23 protein-coding genes are annotated in these 22,686 nt (G+C 43.0%); 3 read left to right on the plus strand and 20 right to left on the minus strand.

Annotated elements, in window-relative coordinates; all coding sequences use genetic code 11:
* Window positions 1–31: 31 nt before the first annotated feature.
* Entirely contained in the window at window positions 32–913 is an 882-nt protein-coding gene (locus M1D98_RS12170; protein WP_039074500.1) for a YitT family protein, read from the minus strand.
* A 113-nt stretch (window positions 914–1,026) separates the two neighbouring features.
* Between M1D98_RS12170 and M1D98_RS12175 the strand changes: the two genes are divergently transcribed.
* Complete coding sequence (locus M1D98_RS12175) at window positions 1,027–1,281, plus strand: DUF2624 domain-containing protein (RefSeq protein ID WP_121642918.1); 255 nt, start codon at window positions 1,027–1,029, stop codon at window positions 1,279–1,281.
* Between the two features lie 26 nt (window positions 1,282–1,307).
* On the opposite strand, the gene M1D98_RS12180 is transcribed toward M1D98_RS12175, so the two are convergent.
* Together M1D98_RS12180 and cshB are read right to left on the minus strand one after the other, a co-directional pair.
* Window positions 1,308–2,201 (minus strand): deoxyribonuclease IV, encoded by an 894-nt coding sequence (locus M1D98_RS12180; RefSeq protein ID WP_010330681.1) that lies wholly within the window; start codon window positions 2,199–2,201, stop codon window positions 1,308–1,310.
* Window positions 2,202–2,210: 9 nt separating this feature from the next.
* Window positions 2,211–3,527: a DEAD-box ATP-dependent RNA helicase CshB gene (gene cshB / locus M1D98_RS12185; RefSeq protein WP_100739395.1), complete on the minus strand. Its 1,317-nt coding sequence runs from the start codon at window positions 3,525–3,527 to the stop codon at window positions 2,211–2,213.
* 167 nt (window positions 3,528–3,694) lie between these two features.
* Here cshB and vrrA point away from each other — a divergent pair, with 167 nt between their 5' ends.
* Together vrrA and M1D98_RS12195 are read left to right on the plus strand one after the other, a co-directional pair.
* Window positions 3,695–4,420 carry a VrrA/YqfQ family protein gene (vrrA, locus tag M1D98_RS12190; RefSeq protein ID WP_121642919.1) on the plus strand — a complete coding sequence of 242 codons (726 nt, stop codon included), beginning with the start codon at window positions 3,695–3,697 and terminating at the stop codon, window positions 4,418–4,420.
* 122 nt (window positions 4,421–4,542) lie between these two features.
* The gene (locus M1D98_RS12195) at window positions 4,543–5,487 is read left to right on the plus strand and encodes a 4-hydroxy-3-methylbut-2-enyl diphosphate reductase (RefSeq protein WP_121642920.1); all 945 of its coding nucleotides are present in this window, start codon (window positions 4,543–4,545) and stop codon (window positions 5,485–5,487) included.
* Window positions 5,488–5,709: 222 nt separating this feature from the next.
* Here M1D98_RS12195 and M1D98_RS12200 read toward each other — a convergent pair whose 3' ends face one another.
* From M1D98_RS12200 to pgpH, 17 genes are all read right to left on the minus strand, one after another.
* Window positions 5,710–6,831 (minus strand): Nif3-like dinuclear metal center hexameric protein, encoded by a 1,122-nt coding sequence (locus M1D98_RS12200; RefSeq protein ID WP_121642921.1) that lies wholly within the window; start codon window positions 6,829–6,831, stop codon window positions 5,710–5,712.
* Window positions 6,824–7,474 (minus strand): tRNA (adenine(22)-N(1))-methyltransferase TrmK, encoded by a 651-nt coding sequence (gene trmK, locus M1D98_RS12205; RefSeq protein ID WP_268522988.1) that lies wholly within the window; start codon window positions 7,472–7,474, stop codon window positions 6,824–6,826. Before trmK ends, M1D98_RS12200 begins: the two co-directional genes overlap by 8 nt.
* A 244-nt stretch (window positions 7,475–7,718) precedes the next feature.
* Window positions 7,719–8,081 (minus strand): cytochrome c550, encoded by a 363-nt coding sequence (gene cccA, locus M1D98_RS12210; RefSeq protein ID WP_010330689.1) that lies wholly within the window; start codon window positions 8,079–8,081, stop codon window positions 7,719–7,721.
* 327 nt (window positions 8,082–8,408) lie between these two features.
* Window positions 8,409–9,524 (minus strand): RNA polymerase sigma factor RpoD, encoded by a 1,116-nt coding sequence (gene rpoD / locus M1D98_RS12215; RefSeq protein WP_039074507.1) that lies wholly within the window; start codon window positions 9,522–9,524, stop codon window positions 8,409–8,411.
* 198 nt (window positions 9,525–9,722) lie between these two features.
* A complete protein-coding gene (dnaG, locus tag M1D98_RS12220; RefSeq protein ID WP_010330691.1) occupies window positions 9,723–11,534 on the minus strand; it encodes a DNA primase in 1,812 nt (603 codons plus the stop codon).
* Window positions 11,535–11,567: 33 nt separating this feature from the next.
* A complete protein-coding gene (locus M1D98_RS12225) occupies window positions 11,568–12,062 on the minus strand; it encodes a YaiI/YqxD family protein (RefSeq protein ID WP_010330692.1) in 495 nt (164 codons plus the stop codon).
* Between the two features lie 255 nt (window positions 12,063–12,317).
* On the minus strand, window positions 12,318–13,130 hold the full coding sequence (locus tag M1D98_RS12230; RefSeq protein WP_456279614.1) for a pyruvate, water dikinase regulatory protein: 813 nt from the start codon (window positions 13,128–13,130) through the stop codon (window positions 12,318–12,320).
* Between the two features lie 25 nt (window positions 13,131–13,155).
* A complete protein-coding gene (gene ccpN / locus M1D98_RS12235; protein WP_026014545.1) occupies window positions 13,156–13,794 on the minus strand; it encodes a transcriptional regulator CcpN in 639 nt (212 codons plus the stop codon).
* A 132-nt stretch (window positions 13,795–13,926) separates the two neighbouring features.
* A complete protein-coding gene (gene glyS / locus M1D98_RS12240) occupies window positions 13,927–15,966 on the minus strand; it encodes a glycine--tRNA ligase subunit beta (RefSeq protein WP_456279615.1) in 2,040 nt (679 codons plus the stop codon).
* Window positions 15,959–16,846 (minus strand): glycine--tRNA ligase subunit alpha, encoded by an 888-nt coding sequence (glyQ, locus tag M1D98_RS12245; protein WP_003226213.1) that lies wholly within the window; start codon window positions 16,844–16,846, stop codon window positions 15,959–15,961. Before glyQ ends, glyS begins: the two co-directional genes overlap by 8 nt.
* A 303-nt stretch (window positions 16,847–17,149) precedes the next feature.
* Entirely contained in the window at window positions 17,150–17,917 is a 768-nt protein-coding gene (gene recO / locus M1D98_RS12250) for a DNA repair protein RecO (protein ID WP_121642923.1), read from the minus strand.
* 36 nt (window positions 17,918–17,953) lie between these two features.
* Window positions 17,954–18,097: a YqzL family protein gene (locus M1D98_RS12255; protein WP_010330697.1), complete on the minus strand. Its 144-nt coding sequence runs from the start codon at window positions 18,095–18,097 to the stop codon at window positions 17,954–17,956.
* 143 nt (window positions 18,098–18,240) lie between these two features.
* Entirely contained in the window at window positions 18,241–19,146 is a 906-nt protein-coding gene (gene era, locus M1D98_RS12260) for a GTPase Era (protein ID WP_010330698.1), read from the minus strand.
* Entirely contained in the window at window positions 19,127–19,537 is a 411-nt protein-coding gene (locus M1D98_RS12265; protein ID WP_010330699.1) for a cytidine deaminase, read from the minus strand. Before M1D98_RS12265 ends, era begins: the two co-directional genes overlap by 20 nt.
* Window positions 19,538–19,657: 120 nt before the next feature.
* On the minus strand, window positions 19,658–20,029 hold the full coding sequence (locus M1D98_RS12270; RefSeq protein ID WP_121642924.1) for a diacylglycerol kinase family protein: 372 nt from the start codon (window positions 20,027–20,029) through the stop codon (window positions 19,658–19,660).
* On the minus strand, window positions 20,010–20,483 hold the full coding sequence (ybeY, locus tag M1D98_RS12275) for an rRNA maturation RNase YbeY (protein ID WP_010330701.1): 474 nt from the start codon (window positions 20,481–20,483) through the stop codon (window positions 20,010–20,012). The genes M1D98_RS12270 and ybeY overlap by 20 nt, the downstream gene beginning before the upstream one ends.
* Window positions 20,484–22,616, minus strand: a complete 2,133-nt coding sequence (gene pgpH, locus M1D98_RS12280) for a cyclic-di-AMP phosphodiesterase PgpH (protein ID WP_268522977.1) — start codon at window positions 22,614–22,616, stop codon at window positions 20,484–20,486.
* Window positions 22,617–22,686: the final 70 nt, after the last annotated feature.

The raw sequence follows: 22,686 nt of genomic DNA on the forward strand, positions 1-22,686 counted from the left end.
ACCCATAAAATGAATAAAAGTAAATGAAAGCCTAGTGAATTGCGTTTTTGAATTTTCCGCCTCTCGTTTCATGAGTATTCATAATGGTGATGAAGGCGTTATGATCTACTTCAAACACAATCGCCTTCAGCTTTGTCACTTCCAGTCTAGTGACAACAGCATAAATCACGTCCTTTTCTTCGTCAGTATATCCGCCTTTCCCCTTCAGCTTTGTTGTTCCTCGACCAAGACGGTGCAAAATCGCATCGGAAATTTCGTCATACTGATCTGACACAATAATGACAGCTTTTGTTTCATCAAGCCCCTGAATCACGGCATCAATGGTTTTCATCGCAATATAGTAAGTCATGAAAGAGTACATCGCTTGCTCAGGGCCGAACACAAAACCAGCCCAAATGAAAATGAATACATTGATGAGCATAACGAACTCACCTACTGAAAAGGGCAGTTTTTTCGTCAGCAAAATCCCAAGAATTTCTGTGCCGTCCATTGAACCTCCGTTTCGAATAACGAGCCCGACACCAAAGCCGAGTAAAAGACCTCCGAACACAGTTGCCAAAATAGGCTGAGTTGTAATGGCTTCCACATGGTGAAGCGAGGATTCAATAACGGCAAGCCCGACAATTCCAATCATCGTTGAGACAAGGAAGGTCTTACCGATATATTTATACCCGAAGATCATAAAAGGAATATTTAAAATGACAACAAATATAGCGAAATTCAGAACGGGCGTTGACATAAAGAGGTAGTCTAAAATAAGTGATACACCAATAATTCCGCCATCAATAAAATTGTTGGGGATTAAAAATAATTCAATGCTAACAGCCGCAGATGCAGCTCCTGCCAGAATCATGAAGACCCTGAACATAAAGCGGGAAAATGTTTCTCTCTTATGTTGTTTGGTTGGGGTCATAAAATCTCCTTTCCTGAAATAATGATATTAAATAATTATAAATCTATTTTACCACTAAACACTGACACATTTTGATGATTTGCCATACATTAAGTCTGGAGGTGGAACGATCGATGATTTTATTTCAAAGAATTATTTTGCAGCGCCTTAATCAGGCTACTGCTGACGATTTGCTGAAGTACTCAAAACAATACGGAATCAGTTTGACAAGATCGCAAGCCATTGAAGTAGCAAACCTGTTATACGGGAAAAATGTGAACATTTTTAATGAGAATGAACGAATGCGGCTGCTGAAACAGGTAGAGGCCATTACATCAAAAGAAACAGCCCAAACCGTTAATGAACTATTCAAACAATTCACAAGCTAAAAAATGGGGGACCTATCCCCCATTTTTTATTGCTGTAAAATTTTTTCGAGCAAATTGTCATCAAATTGTTTTTCTTTCAGCATGTCAATCTCAAAGCGGTATGGCGGCTTCTTATTCTTTTTATCTTCACCGACATACGGTGTTTCAAGGATTTTTGGAATGTCTTTTAACTGCTCATGGTGAACTACATACTGCAGTGCCTCAAATCCGATTTCACCAAAGCCGATGTTTTCATGGCGGTCTTTTCTCGCGCCTTTGACATTTTTGCTGTCATTAATATGGAGCACTTTTATACGGTCAATGCCGACGATTTTATCGAACTCATTTAGCACGCCGTCAAAGTCTTCAACAATCTGATATCCGGCATCATGTGTATGGCACGTGTCAAAGCATACCGACAGAAGCTCATTGTGTGTAACGCCATCGATAATCTGTGCAAGCTCCTCAAAGCTTCTGCCGCACTCTGATCCTTTTCCTGCCATTGTTTCTAATGCAATCTGGACATTTTGATTCGGATCAATTACTTCGTTTAATCCTTCAATAATTTTTTTGATGCCTGCCTCAGCTCCCGCTCCTACGTGAGCGCCTGGGTGAAGGACAATCTGCTTCGCTCCGATGGCCGCTGTCCGTTCAATTTCAGAACGAAGAAAATCGACACCCAGCTCAAAAGTGGACGGATTTGTCGTGTTGCCAATATTAATAATATAAGGCGCATGTACGATAATCTCGTCAATGCCGTTTTCTTGCATGTGTGCCCGGCCAGCTTCTATATTTAAGTCTTCAATTTTCTTTCGGCGCGTATTTTGCGGTGCGCCAGTATAGATCATAAACGTGTTCGCCCCATAAGAGGCAGCTTCCTGGCTTGCAGCCAGAAGCATATGTTTCCCGCTCATAGAGACGTGTGAGCCTATTCTCAACAACAGGTTCCCCTACTTTCTTTTTTTAGATTGGTTTCTTCTCTGTTTTTTCTTGATTTTCTCCATCTCATAGCTCATTTTCTTTTTATATCCAGGCTTTACCTTCTTCGGTTTTTTCACGAGACGATGCGCCATTTCATCCGCTTCGTTCGGCGTTTTTTTGCGCTTCTTGCGGCGCTGGCGGTCATCGCCTTTTTTCCACTCGCCCTTTTCAAGCTCTAAATAATCAAATTCGATGCCCATTTTCTCAAGTCTGGCTAATGCATCCTCATCAGAAATCTCGTAAATGGTCATCGCTTGTCCTGATGAGCCGGCGCGAGCGGTTCTGCCCACACGGTGGACATAGAAATCAAGGTCCTCCGGCAGCTCATAGTTGATCACATGGCTGACACCTTTAATATCGATGCCTCTTGCAGCAAGGTCAGTTGCTATGACATAAGTGAATTCCAAATCATTAATCTGTTTCATGACTTTTTTCCGCTCACGAGGCGTTAATCCGCCATGCAGCAGGCCGATTTTCATGCCTTTGCCAGTCAGATATTGAGCAATATGGTCAGCCGTGTTTTTCGTATTGGCAAACACAATGCCCAGGTAAGGATTCAAATGGGACATGATGTCAAAAAGGAGCTTGTCCTTGTCACGATGTTTCGAGGGAATGAGAATATGCTCGATTTTCGCGGCAGTCACCTGTTTTGGCTCCACGTGGGCGTATTTCGGATTTTCCATATACTTTTTCAAAAATGGTTTCAGCTTTTCCGGAATGGTCGCTGAGAACACAAGCATCTGCAAATCCTCAGGCATGCGGGAACCAATGTAATCCACATCTGCAATGAACCCCATGTCCAGCATCAAATCCGCTTCATCAATGACGAGCGATTCCGCTTTATGAACACTTAACGCCTGTTCTTTGATTAAATCGGCAATCCGGCCGGGTGTACCGACGACAAGGTGCGGCTGTGTCTTCAGTTTATCAATCGATTTCTGTTTATCTGTGCCTCCGATAAAACATTTCGAGCGAATCTGGGCGCCTTCTTCACCTTGGGTAATTTTAAGCGCTTCCTGATGAATCTGGTTGGCAAGCTCTCTTGTCGGAGCGGTGACGACAACCTGAACGACATCTTTCGCAGGATCGATTTTGTTTAATAAAGGCAGTAAATAAGCGTGCGTCTTTCCGGTTCCCGTCTGTGACTGGCCGATGACACTTTCTTTTTTTAACACTGCAGGAATCAGCCTTTTCTGAATATCTGTCGGTTCGTAAAAACCAAGGCGATGTACTGCATCTATAATAAACGGTTTCAATTCATATAGTTCAAATTTCGTTTCTTTCATTTTTCCCAGCTCCTTAAAGCGGACATTATGTATCCATCATTACATTATACCCGATTTCGCTTAAAAACACCACGGTTGCAAGGCTTTTGTTTTATTCGGTTATGTTAAGCAAATACCGAAGCACATGCATATTCTAATAGCAGAGAGAGCTGAAAGGAGGTACAAGTATGTTTTCACCACAGCAGCCGATGAGAAATTATCAACAGCCCGGACCGCCCCGCCCCATGCCAAATCAGCAAATGATGGGCAGGAGACCGCCTAATATGCGCAGACCTTCATTTGGACAGCAGCAAGGTTTTCAGCAATCAGGACCATTTCTTCCTCAGGCAAATGCCGGGACGAGAAATAGTGCAGGTGCAGGCGGGGGCTTAAAAGGAATGCTGTCAAGGTTTTTGCCCGGCGGAGGAGGCGCTGGCAGCGCCGGAGTTCCTGGAGCAGGCGCAGCAGCGAGCGGAGGAGCAGGTCTCCAAGGGATTCAAAATATCGCCAACCCTTCATCTTTATCCAGTATGCTCGGGAATGTGCAAAAAGTGCTTGGCATGGCGCAGCAAGTCACCCCTATGATCCAGCAGTACGGCCCGTTAGTCCGTAACCTGCCGGCAATGATGAAGCTGTACAGCCAATTAAGTAAAAGTGATGATACAGAGAGCAACGAGGATCATGAAAAACAAACAGATGCGGAAGATATCTCAGAAACAGAGAACAAGGCTGAAGGAAAGACCTCAGACGATGACAAAAAATCAAAGCAAAAAGGTTCTTCTCTCCCCATGAAATCTAAAAAACCTGTCAGTGAAGAGCAAGAATCAAAAACATCTGCCCCGAAGAAAAATAAAACTGCCCCTCCTTCTTCAAAGAGAAGATCAGGCAGTTCAAAGCCGAGATTATATATTTAACATTCTTTGATATCTGAAGTAAGATTGGCTATAATGAGATCAGAAGAATGCAAGAATAGAGCCGTTTGATTACGGCTTTTTATATTGCTTTTACTCACTTCAGTATTGGAGGATAACCAAAAATGGACGTAATTAAAATATCACCGCGCGGCTATTGCTATGGCGTTGTTGATGCTATGGTCATTGCCAAAAACGCGTCACTTGATAAGAGCTTGCCAAGACCCATCTATATCCTCGGGATGATTGTTCATAATAAACACGTCACTGATGCGTTTGAAGAGGAAGGAATCTTTACATTAGACGGCTCTAATCGTCTGGATATCCTGAAACAGGTTGACAAAGGCACTGTGATTTTCACTGCTCACGGTGTTTCTCCTGAGGTCAGAAAAATCGCCGAAGAAAAAGGATTAGTCGCAATTGATGCTACATGTCCGGATGTGACGAAAACCCACAATTTAATTCTAGATATGAAAGACAAAGGTTATCACGTCATCTATGTCGGCAAAAAAGGGCATCCAGAGCCTGAAGGAGCGGTTGGTGTAGCGCCTGAGATCGTTCACTTAGTTGAAACCGAAGAAGATGTGAAAAATCTTGATATCCAAGCAGAAAAATTGATCGTGACCAATCAAACAACAATGTCTCAATGGGATGTTCACGACATTATGGAGCTTGTCAAAGAGAAATATCCTCATGTCGAATATCACCAAGAGATTTGCCTGGCTACCCAGGTGCGGCAGGAAGCTGTATCAGAACAGGCGAAAAAAGCGGACCTAACAATCGTTGTCGGCGACCCGAAAAGCAACAATTCAAATAGGCTCGCTCAAGTGTCGGAGGAAATAGCCGGCACAAAAGCATACCGAATCGGCGACCTGAGCGAATTAAAGCTCGAATGGCTGAAAGGCGTTCATACCGTCGCCGTTACTGCGGGGGCTTCAACACCAACGCCGATTACAAAAGAAGTCATTCGTTTTCTGGAGCAGTTTGATCATGAAGATCCATCAACTTGGACAACTGAACACAATATACCGCTCAAAAAAATACTCCCGAAAGTAAAAGCAAAAAACTGAGGCTGAATAAGCCTCAGTTCAGATTGTTGACAAAGTCATAAAACGGTTTTTGTTTTATGACTTTGTCATCTATTCAGCGTGATTGAAAACCCTTGAAGTCTAGGAAGGACGAGCATCGGAGCACAGCGAATGTAGGAATTCGTGAGCACCGACGCGCAGGCCTGACAACGAATGCGAGGGTTTGTCGACACGCTGAACTGAGGCTGAATAAGCCTCAGTTTTTTATAGAAATGCAAATGGATTTGTATCTGTTTCAGAAACAAAGATATTCACGTTCAGCTTTTGATCTTTGCACATTGATGTTAGTTTTCTCGTGACGCCTTCTTTCATAACTTTTTCCGCGTAATGGCCCGGATCAACAACATTCAGGCCAAGCATCATCGCATCATGAGCCACATGGAAGTATAAATCTCCTGTGACGTAAACATCGGCGCCCTTTCGTTTCGCATGATGAATATACTTGTTGCCATCTCCGCCAAGAACAGCCACCTTCTTCACCATGCTGTCCGCTTCACCCACCATTCTGACGCCATTGACGTCAAGCTTGTTTTTCACGAATAAAGCGAATTCCTTAAGCGTCATCTTATTTTTAAGTGTTCCGACACGGCCAAGCCCTTTTTCAGCAGGAGACTGCTCGACAGGATAGATATCGTAAGCGACTTCTTCATATGGATGGCTTTTTATCATTGCTTTTATAACAGCTTTTTCGATGCTTTTAGGAAACACAGTCTCCAGCCTAACTTCATGAACAAGCTCAAGCTCTCCCACCTCACCGATAAAAGGCTCAGCGCCGTCCAATGGCTTAAAGCTGCCGATTCCCTCAGACGAAAACGCACAATGGCTGTATTCGCCAATATGGCCGGCTCCCGCGTTTCCGAGCGCCGCTCTGACCTGCTCTTCATATTCCTTCGGCACATATACGGCCAGCTTTTTCAGAGGATCAGTATAAGTAGGCGCCAGCACCTCCGTCTCTCTCAGCTCTAATGCCTCAGCAAGCAAATCATTCACGCCGCCGTCCGCAACGTCTAAATTTGTATGAGCTGCGTAAACAGCGATATCATGCTTCAAACACTTTTCAATTAACCTTCCGGCCGGCTGGTCTGTTGATATATGTTTTAGCGGCCTGAAAATAGGAGGATGGTGAGCAATAATCAAATCAACCTCTTTTTCAATGGCTTCATCTATAACGCTCTCCAACACATCAAGCGTAACCATCACATTTTTAATCGGTTTGTTTAAGGTGCCGATTTGCAAGCCGATTTTATCGCCTTCGACTGCATAGGCTTTCGGGGAAAATTGTTCAAACAGCTGGATGACCCGCTGCCCATTTACAGTTTTATCCATGATTAATAACCTCCTTTAGCAGCTCCATTCGATCGGCGAGCTCCTTTAATTTTTGTTTATTTTGCTCTGTTGCTGCAGCTCGGCTGATCTGCTCATAAATGCCTTGTGTGTGCTGAAGCTCTTGTGTCCATTTTTTCAAAAAGACAGCATTCTTTTCTTTAGCCAAGAAAGGGCCGACGAGCATTCCGGCTGATAAAGAAATACCGCCATAAGCCGCATCCCGGTCACCCGCATCGGCGACAAGCACCTCATAGCACTTTCCATCTTCTTCAAGGATCACCTCATCTATCAGCGCATACCCTTCCTTATAAAGCCACTCCCTGATATGAACAGCATGAATATTCGGCTGTAAAATAAGCCGTTCTTTTCCCGTTAATTTGTCTTTACCCGCCTCTAAGATCTGCGCGATCAAAGATCCGCCCATTCCGGCAATCGTAATCGCATCGGCTTCACCTTTTTTAATCACTTCCAGGCCATCTCCCTGCCTTACAGAAATGTGCGAGGCTAGGCCTGATTTTTCAACCTGCCGCTTGGCGGACAAAAACGGGCCGTTTGTTATTTCTCCGGCAATTGCCCCGCTGGCTTTATGATTCAGCACCGCATAACAAGGAAGGTAAGCATGGTCAGACCCGATATCGGCCATCACCGCCCCATGCGGTATGTACTCGGCTACTGTTTGCAATCGTTTCGATAATTTTAATTCGTTCACTTGTCATCACAACTTTTCTCAATCATTTTTTCCTTTTCTATCATATAAAAAATCAGCCCGGAATCCAAGCTGAGTGAATGATTTTCAGTTGTTTTCTTTTGATGCGGCACATAAAAAAATAAAAGGCTGTCGAGAACATCTCGGCGGCCTGAGAACTATAAGGAGAAAAATAGATCTTTTATTTAATTTTAGATACCCACTCTGCCATATCATCCAGCTTATCGGGCGGAACAAGACCGGATGGCATTCCGTTACCGCCTTTTTCGATCTTGGTTTTTATCTCAGCGACATCTTTCTTATCGCCTATCCCTTTTAAGCTCGGGCCTGAAACACCTTCATAATTTTCACCGTGGCACGTGATACAGTTTGCCTTGTAAATATCCTCAGGTGAAGCGTTTGCATGTTCTTTTTCAGCAGATTTGCTTTCTCCTCCGCTTGCAATCTCTCTGGAATCATCAAGCCCTTTTACTGCTAAAAAGAAAGTCAGACCAATACCTAAAACAGCGATCAGTAAAAATGGAATAAGCGGATTCCATTTCATTTCCCTTCCCCCTTTTTGTTCCTTCCCCTATGTAAACACTTCTAATTCTAACTTATTTTAACAAAAAGTAAATGGATTGCTCTGCAAAAGTTTTTAATTCACACTTTATACAAAATTAAATAGAAGCATGTCTATTTCTCTGATATCCTTTTTATTCTATTGTATAATTTATTGTATACGCTTACAATAGAAAATATGGATTCATATTTTGAAATTTTTCCTCACAATGTTCATTTGCAAATGACATCAATTTTCAGTAAAATAAAGGCATATTATCCATATATCTTTTTGATAAAAAAAGAACGGATCTGCAAGACCCGTTCCATCTTATTCGAGGAAATCTTTCAAACGTTTACTTCTGCTAGGATGTCTTAGTTTCCGCAACGCTTTAGCTTCGATTTGTCGAATACGCTCTCTCGTTACTCCAAATACCTTGCCGACCTCTTCTAATGTTCTTGTACGGCCGTCATCAAGACCGAATCGAAGACGCAATACATTTTCTTCACGATCAGTTAACGTATCAAGCACATCTTCCAGCTGCTCTTTCAACAGCTCATATGCGGCATGGTCTGAAGGTGAAGTTGCTTCTTGGTCTTCAATAAAATCACCAAGATGTGAGTCATCCTCTTCACCGATCGGTGTTTCCAGCGATACCGGCTCTTGTGCGATCTTTAAGATTTCGCGTACTTTTTCAGGTGTTAAATCCATATCTTCCGCAATTTCTTCAGGTGTTGGTTCTCTGCCTAAATCTTGCAGTAATTGACGCTGCACACGGATTAATTTATTAATGGTTTCAACCATATGAACGGGAATCCGGATCGTTCTCGCCTGGTCGGCAATGGCGCGTGTAATCGCCTGTCTGATCCACCACGTAGCATACGTACTGAATTTATAACCTTTGCGGTAATCAAATTTTTCAACGGCTTTCATCAGACCCATATTGCCTTCCTGAATTAAGTCAAGGAAAAGCATTCCGCGTCCGACATACCGTTTTGCGATACTGACAACAAGCCGCAGGTTCGCTTCAGCCAATCTGCGTTTAGATTCTTCGTCACCCTCTTCAATCTTTTGAGCGAAGGCGATTTCTTCTTTTGCAGATAGAAGGTTAACCCGGCCGATTTCCTTTAGATACATCCGAACTGGGTCATTGATTTTGACACCAGGGGGTACACTTAGGTCATTAAGGTCAAATTCTTCTTCGGCTTTGGCAAGCTGCTGAATATTAGGATCTTCTGTTTCTTCATTCTCACTAATTAATTCAACACCTTGTTCACCTAAAAATTCATAATACTCATCCATTTGGTCTGATTCAATTTCAAAGCTGGACATACGCTCGGCAATTTCTTCATATGTCAAAACGCCACGTTTTTTACCAGACTCTGTTAATTGCTCTTTTACTTGATCGAATGTTAATTCTGTCTCGTGGGTTTGTTTATCAGCCATTATGGATCCCTCCTTCCAAAGCTTGCAACGAATTCTATAAGCGGTATGATTCTTATTCGGTCCATTCAGGCGTTTTCTATAGGATCTGCCTTTAATAATGTGCGAATAATGAAATGACAATTCATGATGAGGTCAAGCGATCTATTTGCTCCTCCGCAAGGAATCATTGCCAATACATGCTTCTCATCGGTTTTCCAGTCATTTTAAAGATCGGTTCAATGTAACGATTTCTTGAGCAAGAGAAGCAGCCCTTAAAAAATCTTTTTGCCTTTCGGCTTCGGCTCTTTCCGCTTCTTTTTCTTTTATCATTGACCAATTTCTGTGATTCAACACTTTTTTTACATAATCTGATAACTCGGCTTCGCTGAGTTCTTGATTCATCTGAAGCATTAAAATATCAGACAACAGCTGGCTTATATGATCATCCGTCACCCTTGCCATCAGATGCTGCGGCGTCAGCTCGGCTCCCTCTTCATAAAAAGCGTAAAGATAGGCGGCTAATGCGCGGTGCTCATCAATATTAAATTGAAAGCCTACCCGGTCAATCACTTTTTTAATGACGCTCCGATCTCGAAGCATGTGGGCGAGTAACAGCCTTTCTGCATTTTCATACGCCGGACGCAGGCGTTTTTGCCTCGCCTTTGTCGTTAGATGCGCTCGCCGTGTTTTCGTCTCACCGCCATTGTCAGCAGGTTTGCTTTGCTTGCTGAAAACAGCCAGCTGTTCGGTTAAAGACTCCTGTGAAAGCGAAAACTCTGAAGCAAGCTGTTTGACATAGACTTCTTGCTCAAGCGATCCTGAAAGCGTGCTGATTTCTTTCAGTACATCTTTAATGTAAGTTAAGCGATCACCTTCATCGGACAGGTTCTTTCCTTTTCGGAAATATTGCATTTTGAACGCCATCACGGTGACACTGGCGTCGATAATGTCGTTTTTAAATTTTTCCCCGCCGAACTTTTTGATGTAATCGTCGGGGTCCAATCCGTCAGGAATCATTGCAACTCTGACTTTGCATCCTTTACTCTGCAAAAGTTCAGAAGCTTTTAAGGTGGCTTCATATCCGGCTTTATCGGAGTCGTAGCAAAGAATGATCTCCTCGACGTTTCTTCTCAGAATCTTGACATGCTCATCTGTCAGAGACGTTCCCATCGTGGCTATACTCTCTTTCACACCGGAGTCTACGGCCGATATGACATCGGCAAAGCCCTCAAATAAGACCGCTCTTTCCTGCTTTCTGATATGAAGGCGGGCCTTATAAAAATTGTAAAGCAGTTTACTTTTATGAAAAAGCGGTGTTTCAGGACTGTTCATATACTTAGGCTGCTGACTGCCAAGAGCCCTGCCTGAGAACGCAACAACAGCCCCGTGATGATCATGGATCGGAAACATGACACGGTTTCGGAAACGGTCAAAAAATCCGCTTCCGTCTTCACGTCTGATCAAAAGACCCGCTCTTTCCATTTCCGTCTCACTATAGCCCCTCTTCACGAGAAACTTCGTGATGAAGTCCCAGGAATCAAGAGCATAGCCGATCTGAAATTCATCAATCAGCTCTTTCGTAAAGCCCCTTGAAAGCAGATAATCCAATGCTTCTTGACCTTCTTTTGTATTTATTAACAAATGATGGTAAAATTTCTTCAAGAGCTCATGAGCCTCAGCCATTTTTTGTTCTACGGAAGATTCTGGTCGGGCTCCGGAATGGACTGTGATATCATCCGGAAAATCAATCTGGTATTTGTCAGCAAGGTGAGAAACCGACTCAGCAAATGAATAACCTTCCATCTGCCTTAAAAAAGAGAAAACATTGCCGCCCGCTCCGCAGCCAAAGCAATGAAAAATCTGTTTGTCGGGCGATACGGAAAACGAAGGTGTGCTTTCTCCATGAAAAGGACAGAGTCCAAAGTAGTTTCGGCCTTGCTTCTTTAATTGAACATAATCACCTATGACTTCAACGATATCTGCCGACTTTTGCACCTGATCCACAATTTCATCTGGTATCCGATTTCCCATCCTATAACACTCCGTCGTACATTATTCGATGCTTTAGTGCAAAATCCCTTCATCGTTCGACAGGATTTTTTGCAGTAGTGTAATAAATCGTTCTCGATCTTCTTTATTCAATTTTTTAGGACCTTTGGCGTATATGCCTTTTCTCCTTTGTTTACCGGAAAAATGACGGCTCTCAAGAGCAAAATCAATCGTATCTTCTTTGTAAAGACGCCCTCTTTCCGACATAACTGAGACATTTCTGTTCAACAGCAGGGACGCTAATCCGATGTCCTGCGTCACAACAACATCTCCCGGTTTTACATGATTTGCGATATATAAATCAGCAGCTTCTTTATGAGGATCAACATACTTCCATATTTCTTCCTTGCTTCTGGAAAGCTGATAATGTTCAAATGAAGCGACAAAAAGAACTTGAACGTTATAATCGGATGCTGTTTGCAAAATTTCATCTTTTACCGGACAAGCGTCAGCATCGACAAAAATCGTCTTTTCTTGTTCATTAAGAAGAGTAATTCTCCATCCCTCCATTAAACTCCTGCATAAAAGCAAGCAAAATCGCACATCCTTTAGATCATTGCGGATGTATGTGAATTTGTCGAAAAATTTCCGGGAGAAATTCTTGACATCTTACCCATAATAGTTTATTCGTATCACACGAACCTTAAACCTAAAATTAATCATTTTATCACAATTTTTTATTATAATACAAACTTCTCAAAGATGCTATTGTTTTTCATTATTCCCTTTTGGCATCGCCAAAAACCCAGGATGGAGCGTCCTGAGTTACATGTTTTTTGTTTTGAGATGATGGATAATATTCGCTGTTTCTTCAACCGCTTTATTTGAAACATCAACAACCTGGCACCCGATCCGATTCACAATCTTTTCGAAATATTCGAGTTCTTCTTTGATTCTGTTGATATTTGCATAGATCGCTTTGTCATTTAGTCCGAGTGATTTCAACCGTTCTTTTCTAATGTGATTCAGTTTATCCGGGCTAATCTTTAAACCGATGCATTTTTTCGGATCAACGTTAAAGAGTTCTTCCGGCGGGTCAACTTCAGGTACAATCGGAACATTGGCAACCTTCAGGCGCTTGTGGGCGAGATATTGAGACAGTGGTGTTTTAGACGTTCTCGATACGCCGATCAAAACGATATCCGCTTTTAAAATCCCTCTTGGATCCCGTCCATCATCATATTTCACTGCAAACTCGATGGCCTCCACTTTTTTGAAATAATCTTCATCAAGCTGGCGCACCCGCCCCGGTTCGTATTTCGCTGTTAAACCGTAGGCTGTTTCCATTTTATCAATTAACGGGCCGATAATATCATAATATAAAACATTTGCTTTTTCCGCTTCGGCAATCAAATATTCTCTTATTTCCGGCACCACGAGTGTAAAACAGATAATGCCGCCGTCTGCCTTCGCAAGTGAAATCACTTCATTGATCGTGCCTATATCTTCAACATAAGGAATTCTTCTGACATGTGTATCGTCCGCTGATCCGTTAAATTGGCTGAGCGCTGCTTTTACTACCAATTCAGCCGTTTCACCGACGGAATCCGATACGACATAGATGATGCGGTTATTCATATTATCCCCCCGTTAGTTTGCGATGTTATAGGATTTCATTTTCTGATAAACTGACAAGTATTTTTGTCATATTCGTTTTTGTCACTCTGCCGATCACTTCAAAGCCTTTATCGGTATCTTTGATAACAGGCAGTGCATCAATTTGTTTTTCTATCAGATGCTTTGCAATGTCCATCACATAATCCTCACGTCTGCACACTGTAATGTTCGGCATCCTTGTCATGATGATGTGAACAGGGACAGATGTAAGCTCCTGCTGGCCAATGCTCGCTCTCAGCAGGTCTTTTCGTGAAAGCACCCCGACTAAAACAGCATCGCGGTCCACCACAAACAGAGTACCTACATCTTCTAAAAACATGGTGCAAATCGCATCGTACACAGAAACGTTTTCATGAATCACAACGGGGATAGATTGAAAGTCTTTCACCTGAAGCTTTTTGAGTTTATCTGCCAAGAGCTGGGTGCCGGTTTTCCCAGTGTAGAAATAACCGACTCTCGGGCGCGCCTCGAGGAATCCTGACATGGTGAGTATGGCTAAATCCGGACGCAACGTTGCCCTTGTTAGGTTCAGCTTTTCTGCAATATGCTCCCCTGTAATTGGCCCGCTTTCTTTTACAATCTGCAAAATATGTTCTTGCCGTTTATTTAGTTCGATCGTACTCACCACCTTTTCACTTCATGTCTATGTAAAGAAATAATAATCCATATTATATCGTAATTATCTTGCAATCAAACAAAAAACATATAAATGGAGAAAAGACGATTACCGATCACACAGCAACCGCCTTTTCTCTCTCTATTTTACAATAAGGGCATTCATATTCGCAAAGGACTTGATCTCATCCGCCAAGCTTACCATTTGCGCCAAACGGTTTGCCTTTAATGTCTCGCTATCTGCTATCACCATTGTATGATCGAAGTAAGCATCGATCGGTTCTTTTAAGGCTGCAAGTGAATCAAGCGCCGCCTCGTAATCTTTTTCGCGGAAGTTTTCCTGAAGGTTTTGCTTCGCTGTTTGGTAGGCATCAAACAGGTTTGCTTCGTATTCATTTTCAAACAGGTCAGGCTGAATGTCTCCGCGAACTCCTTTTTTGCTGATAGAGATGACTCGGCCTAGAGCTTCTGCTGTTTCCTTAAAGCCTGGTGCACCAAGCTTTTGTTCCAGCACTTGTGCTTTATGCAGCGCTGAGTACGGCTCAAGCTGAGAGCTTTCCAGCACGGCGTCGATGACATCGTGTCTGATTTGTTCAGCATTCAAGACATATTTCAGACGCTGAGTGAAGAAATCCAGCAGTTCTTTTTCTTTTTCGGTTTGTACGAAAGAAAGCAGCTCTTCAAACGAAATTCCCCAGTTGCGGTCAAGAAGAATCGCAACAATACCGCTCGCTTGGCGGCGCAGGCCGTAAGGATCCTGAGAACCAGTCGGAATAACGCCGATAGAGAAGAATGAAGCGATTGTATCCAGCTTATCGGCCATTGCTACAACAGCTCCAGTGAAAGTAGAAGGCGTTTCTCCGCCTGCTGATCTAGGCATATAGTGTTCGTTGACTGCAGCAGCCACAGCTTCATCTTCTCCAAGCATTCTCGCATACTTTTCACCCATAATTCCTTGAAGCTCAGGGAATTCGTATATCATATGCGTGATAAGATCGAATTTTGAAATTTCAGCAGCCCGCTTCACATGTTTTAATGTATCTTCATCAGCCTGAAGACGGCCCGCAAGCTTCTCTGCGATTGAAGTGACTCTTCTGACCTTATCAGCAAGAGAACCAAGCTCTTCATGGAAAACAATGTTTTCAAGCTTCTTCACATTTGCATCAATGTTTAATTTCTGATCTTCCTTGTAGAAGAATGAAGCATCAGATAAACGCGCGCGCAGCACTTTTTCATTGCCTCGTGCCACATTTTCGATCGCGTGGCTGTTTCCGTTTCGGACTGTGATAAAGTAAGGCAGTAAATCGCCGTTTTTGTCTTTGACAGGGAAGTAGCGCTGATGCTCTTTCATTGTCGTGACCAGCACTTCCTCAGGAATTGTCAAAAACTCAGATTCAAATGAACCGTAAAGAGCTGTCGGATATTCTACTAAGTGATTCACTTCATTAAGAAGGTCTTCGTCAACTGGAATGTTCCAATTGTTGTCTGCAGCCATCGCTTCCAGCTGAGATTGAATCATCTGTTTCCGGATATGAGGGTCGGCGATGACGTGCTGTTCTTTCAGCTGCTCTTCATAAGCGGAAGGTGAATCAATTGACACTTCATGTCCGAGAAAACGGTGTCCCTGTGTTGTCCGGCCAGACTCAACGTTTGTGATAGAAAATGGAATGACATCCTGTCCAAATAAAGAGACAATCCATTTGATTGGCCGGATATAACGCAAATCTTCATTTCCCCAACGCATGTTTTTCGGGAAGTTCAAGCTCGTAACCAAGCCGCTCAGTTCCGGCAGAAGCGATTTCGTTTCTTGGCCGGCTTGGAATTTTTGCACAAATACATACTCTGTGCCTTTTACTTCTTTGATGTACAGGTCATTCACGTCTGCACCTTGGCCCTTTGAAAAGCCAATTGCCGCTTTTGTCCAGTTCCCGTCTGCATCAAGGGCAATTTTTTTCGCAGGCCCTTTCGCTTCTTCTTTAATATCATCCTGTTTTTCTGCTACATCCTTTACGAGTACAGCAAGGCGTCTAGGTGTATTGAAGAGCTTCACTTCACCGTGAGTGATATTTTTTTCATTCAGCCAGCCTGTCAGCTTCTCGCCAAGCTGAACCATACTGTCATGTAAAAAGCGCGCCGGCATTTCCTCTAATCCGATCTCTAAAAGTAAATCCTGTTTACTCATGAGAAGAACCCTCCCCTTTAAGCATTGGGAACCCTAGCTTTTCTCGTTCCTCATAATAGGTTTTTGCTACTTTTCTCGCTAAATTCCGCACTCTTGCGATATAGCCTGTCCGCTCGGTAACAGAGATCGCGCCTTTGGCGTCAAGCAGGTTGAAAGTGTGCGAGCATTTTAGCACATAATCATATGCCGGATGAACAAGCCCGTTATCCATTTGCTTAATCGCTTCTTTTTCATACGTGCTGAATAATTGGAACAGCATATCAACGTCTGACGTTTCAAACGTATAGACGGAATGCTCGTATTCTGCCATCATGAATAAATCTTTTACTGTAAACCCTGATGTCCACTCCAAGTCGAAAACATTCTCTTTATCCTGGATATAAGACGCGAGGCGCTCAATTCCGTACGTAATCTCTACAGAAACTGGTTTACACTCTAGTCCTCCGACCTGCTGGAAATACGTAAATTGAGTGATTTCCATTCCATCAAGCCATACTTCCCAGCCAAGACCCGCGCAGCCTAATGACGGATTCTCCCAGTTGTCTTCAACAAAGCGAATATCATGCTCAAGCGGATCAATTCCAAGCGCGCGCAAGGAATCTAAATACAGCTCTTGAATATTATCAGGAGACGGTTTAATAATGACCTGGAATTGATGATGCTGATACAGTCTGTTCGGGTTCTCCCCGTAACGGCCGTCTGCAGGGCGTCTTGAAGGCTCTACATAAGCCACTTTCCACGGCTCAGGGCCGATACTGCGCAAAAATGTATACGGGCTCATCGTGCCGGCCCCTTTTTCTACATCGTATGCCTGCATAAGCACACAGCCCTGACTGGACCAATGCTTTTGCAAGGTTAGAATCATGTCTTGAATATTCATGTCAAGCACCTCCACTTTTCCTTCATAAAATGACTGCGGCGGCAACCAAAAAACTCCCGTCTCTATGCTTGCCAGCCGCAAACATAGGGACGAGAGTTCTCCCGCGGTTCCACCCTAGTTGCTGAGAACAAAATCCCAGCCTCTTTTTTTAAAATTGCTCAAGAATGCCTTTCGTTGCGTGCTCATCCTTAGCTTACACCGCCCTAAGGTCGCTTTACAATTTATGAGGTAAACGCAAGTACTTCTTTCTCTCACTGCAACATATTTTATAATAAATGATCATATAAAAAGATGGACCAGATGTCAACTTTTGTTTTCGCCCATAAGATGTTTCATACTCTCCATTTGATCTAAAAAGCGCTTTGATTTTAAATATAACCCTGAGTATTCTTCATAATATAAATCAATCACTTGCTTCAATTCAGCTTTTGTTTCCTGTTTTAAGGACACATTGCCCAGCCTCGATAAATCAAAGTAATAAAACAGTCTCAACAGCCTTGCTGTTTGCGGTTTAATCGGAACCCTGTAAGGATCTTTTTCAAAACAGCGGTGGCAAATAAAACCATTATCACGGATAGAAAAATGAAAGGTCCCATCCTGGCTTTTACAATGCACACAGTGATTGAGCTCGGGATACAGCCCCATGACACCGAGCATTTTCATTTGAACGATAAAGATGATAACGTCCGGGTCAGTTCCTTCATTCAGCTGTTTGAGCGATTCTAAAATGAATTCAAACAAATAAGGGTTCGGCTTTTTTTCTTCTGTGCCTCTGTCGACTAACTCGGTGATATAAGCAGCATATGCTGTTAAAAACAGATCTTCCCTGATACCTCTCAAGCTGAGGATCATTTCCCCCTGCTGAAGCGTTCCGAGGCCGGATGTTTTTTGCATTAAGAACGAGCCATACAAAAAGGGCTGGCTGACTGCTGATAAACGGCTGTTCGGTTTTTTGGCGCCTCTGGCCATCACACCTACTTTTCCGTGTTCTCTTGTCAGTAAAGTAACGATTTTATTCGTCTCTCCGTAATCATTTGTGCGAAGAACGATTCCTTCACATTTTGTCAGCATTTCCGCACCTTCCTAAAGCAGGAGCGGCCAAGAGGTTTATAAAATTGGATAATCAAATCGGGCTAGCTCATCTTCTAGTTCTTCGGGTCTATCCATGTTCTCTTTTTCCAGTTCTTTAAAAAGAAGATACGTATCAACATTTCCTGTTTGAGAAAATACGTTCCAGGTAAAATTCAACACAAGAAACCCACCTTTCTGTAGTTAAACTAGCTTACCTAAACTCCAAATTCTTACCTTTATCTTGACCAGATGTCCTCCATTTCATGTTAAACAAAATTTGCTAATGTATCCCTGTTCCTGTGAGATCATGACACAGCGAGAGATTAATATTCATCCTCTTTAAAGCCAAAATCGCGAAGCTGGGACATTTTATTACGCCAGTCTTTCTGCACTTTGACCCATAATTCAAGGTAGACACGGGAGCCTAACAACGCTTCAATATCCGCTCTCGCTCTTTTTCCGACTTCTTTTAGCAGGCTTCCTTTTTTCCCGATTACAATGCCTTTTTGGGAGTCCCGTTCGACCACAATCGTGGCCGCCACGTGAACAGAACCATTGTCCTGCCCTTTGATTGATTCGATGGCTACCGCAATGCTATGCGGGATCTCTTCTCTCGTCAAATGCAGCACTTTTTCCCTGATAAGTTCAGAAATGATAAAGCGCTCCGGATGGTCGGTTACTTGGTCACTCGGATAGAATTGCGGCCCTTCCGGCAAATATGCTTCAATCTGAGTGAGCAATGTTTCGATATTATTTCCCTCTAGAGCAGAAATTGGAACAATTTCCTTAAAAGGATAACGTCCGCGGTATTCGTCAATTAACAGAAGCAATTGATCGGGATGAATTTTGTCAATTTTGTTTACGATTAAAAATACAGGCGTGGACAGATTCTGCAATTTCTCAATAATGAATTCGTCGCCCTTCCCGTAGCCTTCCTCGGCGTTGATCATAAACAAGATCATATCGACTTCTTTTAATGTATTTTGCGCCACTTTCATCATAAAGTCCCCAAGCTTATGCTTAGGCTTATGAATCCCGGGTGTGTCAATAAAAATCGTTTGTGATGTACCTGTCGTCAGAACTCCTTGCACTTTGTTTCTCGTCGTTTGGGGCTTATCGCTCATAATTGCGATTTTTTGTCCAATGACTCTGTTCAAAAATGTGGACTTTCCCACGTTTGGTCTTCCGATAATAGATACAAATCCTGATTTAAAGCTTTCGTTCGTCATGTAAATCCTCCGATGAAAATGCGCCTGGCAATAATTCTTCCACAGTCATTTCTTTTATTTGTCCTTGTAAATTTGTCATTACGACAATAACATCCTTTGTGCAAAGCTCAGAAATCACCTGGCGGCATGCTCCGCACGGAGATACCGGTCCAGGGGTGTCTGCCGCAACAGCCAGCATCTGAAACTCTGTATCCCCTTCAGAAACAGCTTTAAATAAAGCGGTACGCTCGGCGCAATTGCACATGCTGTATGCCGCGTTCTCGATGTTGCAGCCTCTGTACACTTTTCCATCCTTGGTAAGAAGAGCGGCTCCGACTTGAAACTTGGAATACGGCACATACGCCATATCACGTGCTTTTAATGCTTCTGTTATTAATTCCTGTCTGTTCATGTGTACATGTTCCTCTCTTACCTATAATGGTACCGCTATCACTTTATATTTTACATAATCGCGCGCTTTTTTTCACGCCCATTTCTAAAAATGTAAAATAAATGTAAGAATCTTCAGCGATTACAGCTTTGGCAAAAAAATAAGTAAACCAATGATACACGAAATGACGGCAAAAACGCAAACAGCCCCAGCGGCAGCGTCCTTAGCCGCTTTAGCAAGCGGGTGATGTTTGTCTGTTATTAAATCAACCGTATGTTCAATGGCTGTATTTAAAAGCTCTAGCGAAAGCATTCCGCCGATCAAAAGGAAAATAACCGCCCACTCGATCAGGCTGAGCCCCACGAGGAAGCCGCAGATGAGAACAGCACACGCGGCTGCGGCATGAAACTGGAAATTCCGCTCCGTCCGCGCTGTTTCCCGGATGCCCCTGCCTGCATGCACGAAGCTTTTGAAGAATCGCTTCAGCTCATTTCTATGATCTCTTGAGTCCATAGGCGTCCAGCAAATCCTTTTGCTTAGTAAACATCTCCTCTTCTTCCTCTTTCGTCATATGGTCATATCCTAAAAGGTGCAGGAATCCATGCACGGCTAGAAATCCGAGCTCTCTTTTAAAAGAATGGTTATATTCTTCGGCCTGCTCTCTTGTACGGTCCGCACTAATGATAATATCACCTAAAACAGGCGGTATTTCCGCGCCCACAATTTCCACTTCGCCCTCTCCTTCCTCTTCAAGAGCAAATGAGATGACATCTGTCGGCGCATCCTTCCCGCGGTACTCTTTATTAATCTGCTGTATGTCTTCATTGGTAACGATCGTGACCGAAACTTCAGCCTGATCCTGAACGCCTTCACGCTCAGCGGCAAATTGAAGCAGATTCTCTACTTCTTTAAGCATCTCTTCAGAGACACTCCCCGTTTCATCAACAATATCAATCAGTAAACTCATCTATTTCACCTTCTTAGTAGCCTCCGGATATTCAATCCGGGAGTGGAAAATTCCTTTTAATGTTGCACAGAGTGTTTTGGCGATTGTATCCAGCTCTTTAAATGTCAAATCGCATTCGCTGAACTGTCCGTCCTGCAGCTTATCGGATATGATACCCCGGACAAGCTTTTCAATTCGCTCTGGATTTGGATTATGCATGGATCTGACGGCTGCTTCAACACTGTCAGCCACTGATATAATCGCGGCTTCCTTTGACTGCGGCTTTGGCCCCGGATATCGGAACTCTTCTTCTGTAATCTGGTCGCCTTTTTCCTTCGCTTTATAATAAAAGAACTTTAACAGCGAGGTTCCATGATGCTGCTCAGCAATGTCGACAAGCTCTTTCGGAAATTTATAGCTTCTCAGCATGTTCGCACCATCAGTCGTGTGAGAGATGATAATATTTTTACTCAGCTGAGGAGAGAGCTTGTCATGCGGATTGTCAATATTCATTTGGTTTTCAATAAAATACTGCGGCCGCTTTGTTTTTCCAAGATCGTGGTAATACGCGCCAACTCTAGCAAGCAAACCATTCGCTCCAACCGCCTCGCAGGCTGCCTCTGACAAATTGGCAACCATTACACTGTGATGATATGTACCTGGTGTTTCTGTTAATATTTTGCGCAAAAGCGGATGGTTAGGATTAGACAGCTCAAGCAGCCTCATTGTGGATAAAATGCCAAAGCCTGTCTCAAAAAACGGCATCAGGCCGATGATCAATACTGACGAAGCAAACCCCGACACAACGCCCATCAGCATTAACGTGCCGATCTCAAGCCCCGACAGCGCGGTGTTTTGGATCAATAATAAGGAAAGAACAACAATCATATTAATAAAGGCCACGAAAAGCCCGGTCTGCAAAATCTTTGATCTGGCATTGTGTTTTCCTAAAAATAAAACACCTGAAATTCCGCTGATCAAATAATAAATTCCTATGACATAATTGAATGTTCCCGTCACACCCTGATTAAACATCATACTTCCGCAAATCGCAAGAATGATACTTCCCAAAATAGCGATGCGTTCGTTCATCAGCAGTTTGATTAAGATTGCGCCGGCCGCAATAGGAACAAGATACCCGATATTATTATATTCCATCTTCTGGAATAAACTGACAACCTCCATGATAATAAGCAAAAGCGTTGTGATAATGGAGAACAGCAGGACAGATTGGTTTTTGAATTTCAGGTTTTGGTTTTGTTTTTCAAAGTAGTACACAAGCGTTGCGATGAATAGTCCGATCATAATTAATAATCCGCTGATCGGTTTAAAGAGATTTGAGTTATTTAATAACCCGGTCAGTTCGAGTTTTCTGTACACTTCCCGGTCAATGAGGTCGTTTTCTTCAACGAGCACCTGTCCCTGTTTAATCTGAACCTGCTGGACATTGTCTGACGCTTCCTGCCTTTTTGCCTCCGTTGCTTTCGGATCAAAAACGTAATTCGGAATAATAGCAAAACGCCCGATTTCTGTCGCCGCTCCCAAGTATTTTGATGGGATAGAATTGCCCTTTAGCTCTTTTTCTACTTTATCCTTTGCATCAGATAGTTTATCCGAAGAGATTTCACTGCTCATGACCGTATTTACTGCTGTAATGACGGTATCCCTGACAAAAGAAAAGTCTTCACTGTCTGCTTTCAGCAATGTCTTGATGGAATCCTCTGATATGGAATCATTCACATCTGACGTTAATTTGTTCTTCACAGACTTCACCATTGATTTTTCCGATGGTGATTTGCTGTCTTCTGATGATTTTTTCACTTCGCTGATACTTTCGAAAATAGATGATACAAGGTCAATCCGATTGTCTGTGTATTCTTTTTTTAATGTATATTGATCTTCAACCGCGTCCTCAGCGGCCTGCTTTTTTTCTTCTGTGGCTTTTTGATCTTCCACGGTTGCCGGAGCATAAATGGTCTTGTCGCTGACTGAAAATAGGTCTAAATCAAGTGTTTCCGGCTTAACATGTACAAAAAGCAAAGCAAACATAATGGCAGCCAGCAGAAGATACAGCAGTACATGCATAGAGCGGGCATTAGTAAAGCTGCTCCATTTTTTTGAGCTGCTTTTGGTCTTCCCCTTCTTTTTCAACACAAGAACCTCCTCTGGAAACATCAAGCCCATAAGCAATCATAAAAATGACCCGATAACGCGCGATCGGGTC

The organism is Bacillus sp. K7, from assembly GCF_053903245.1.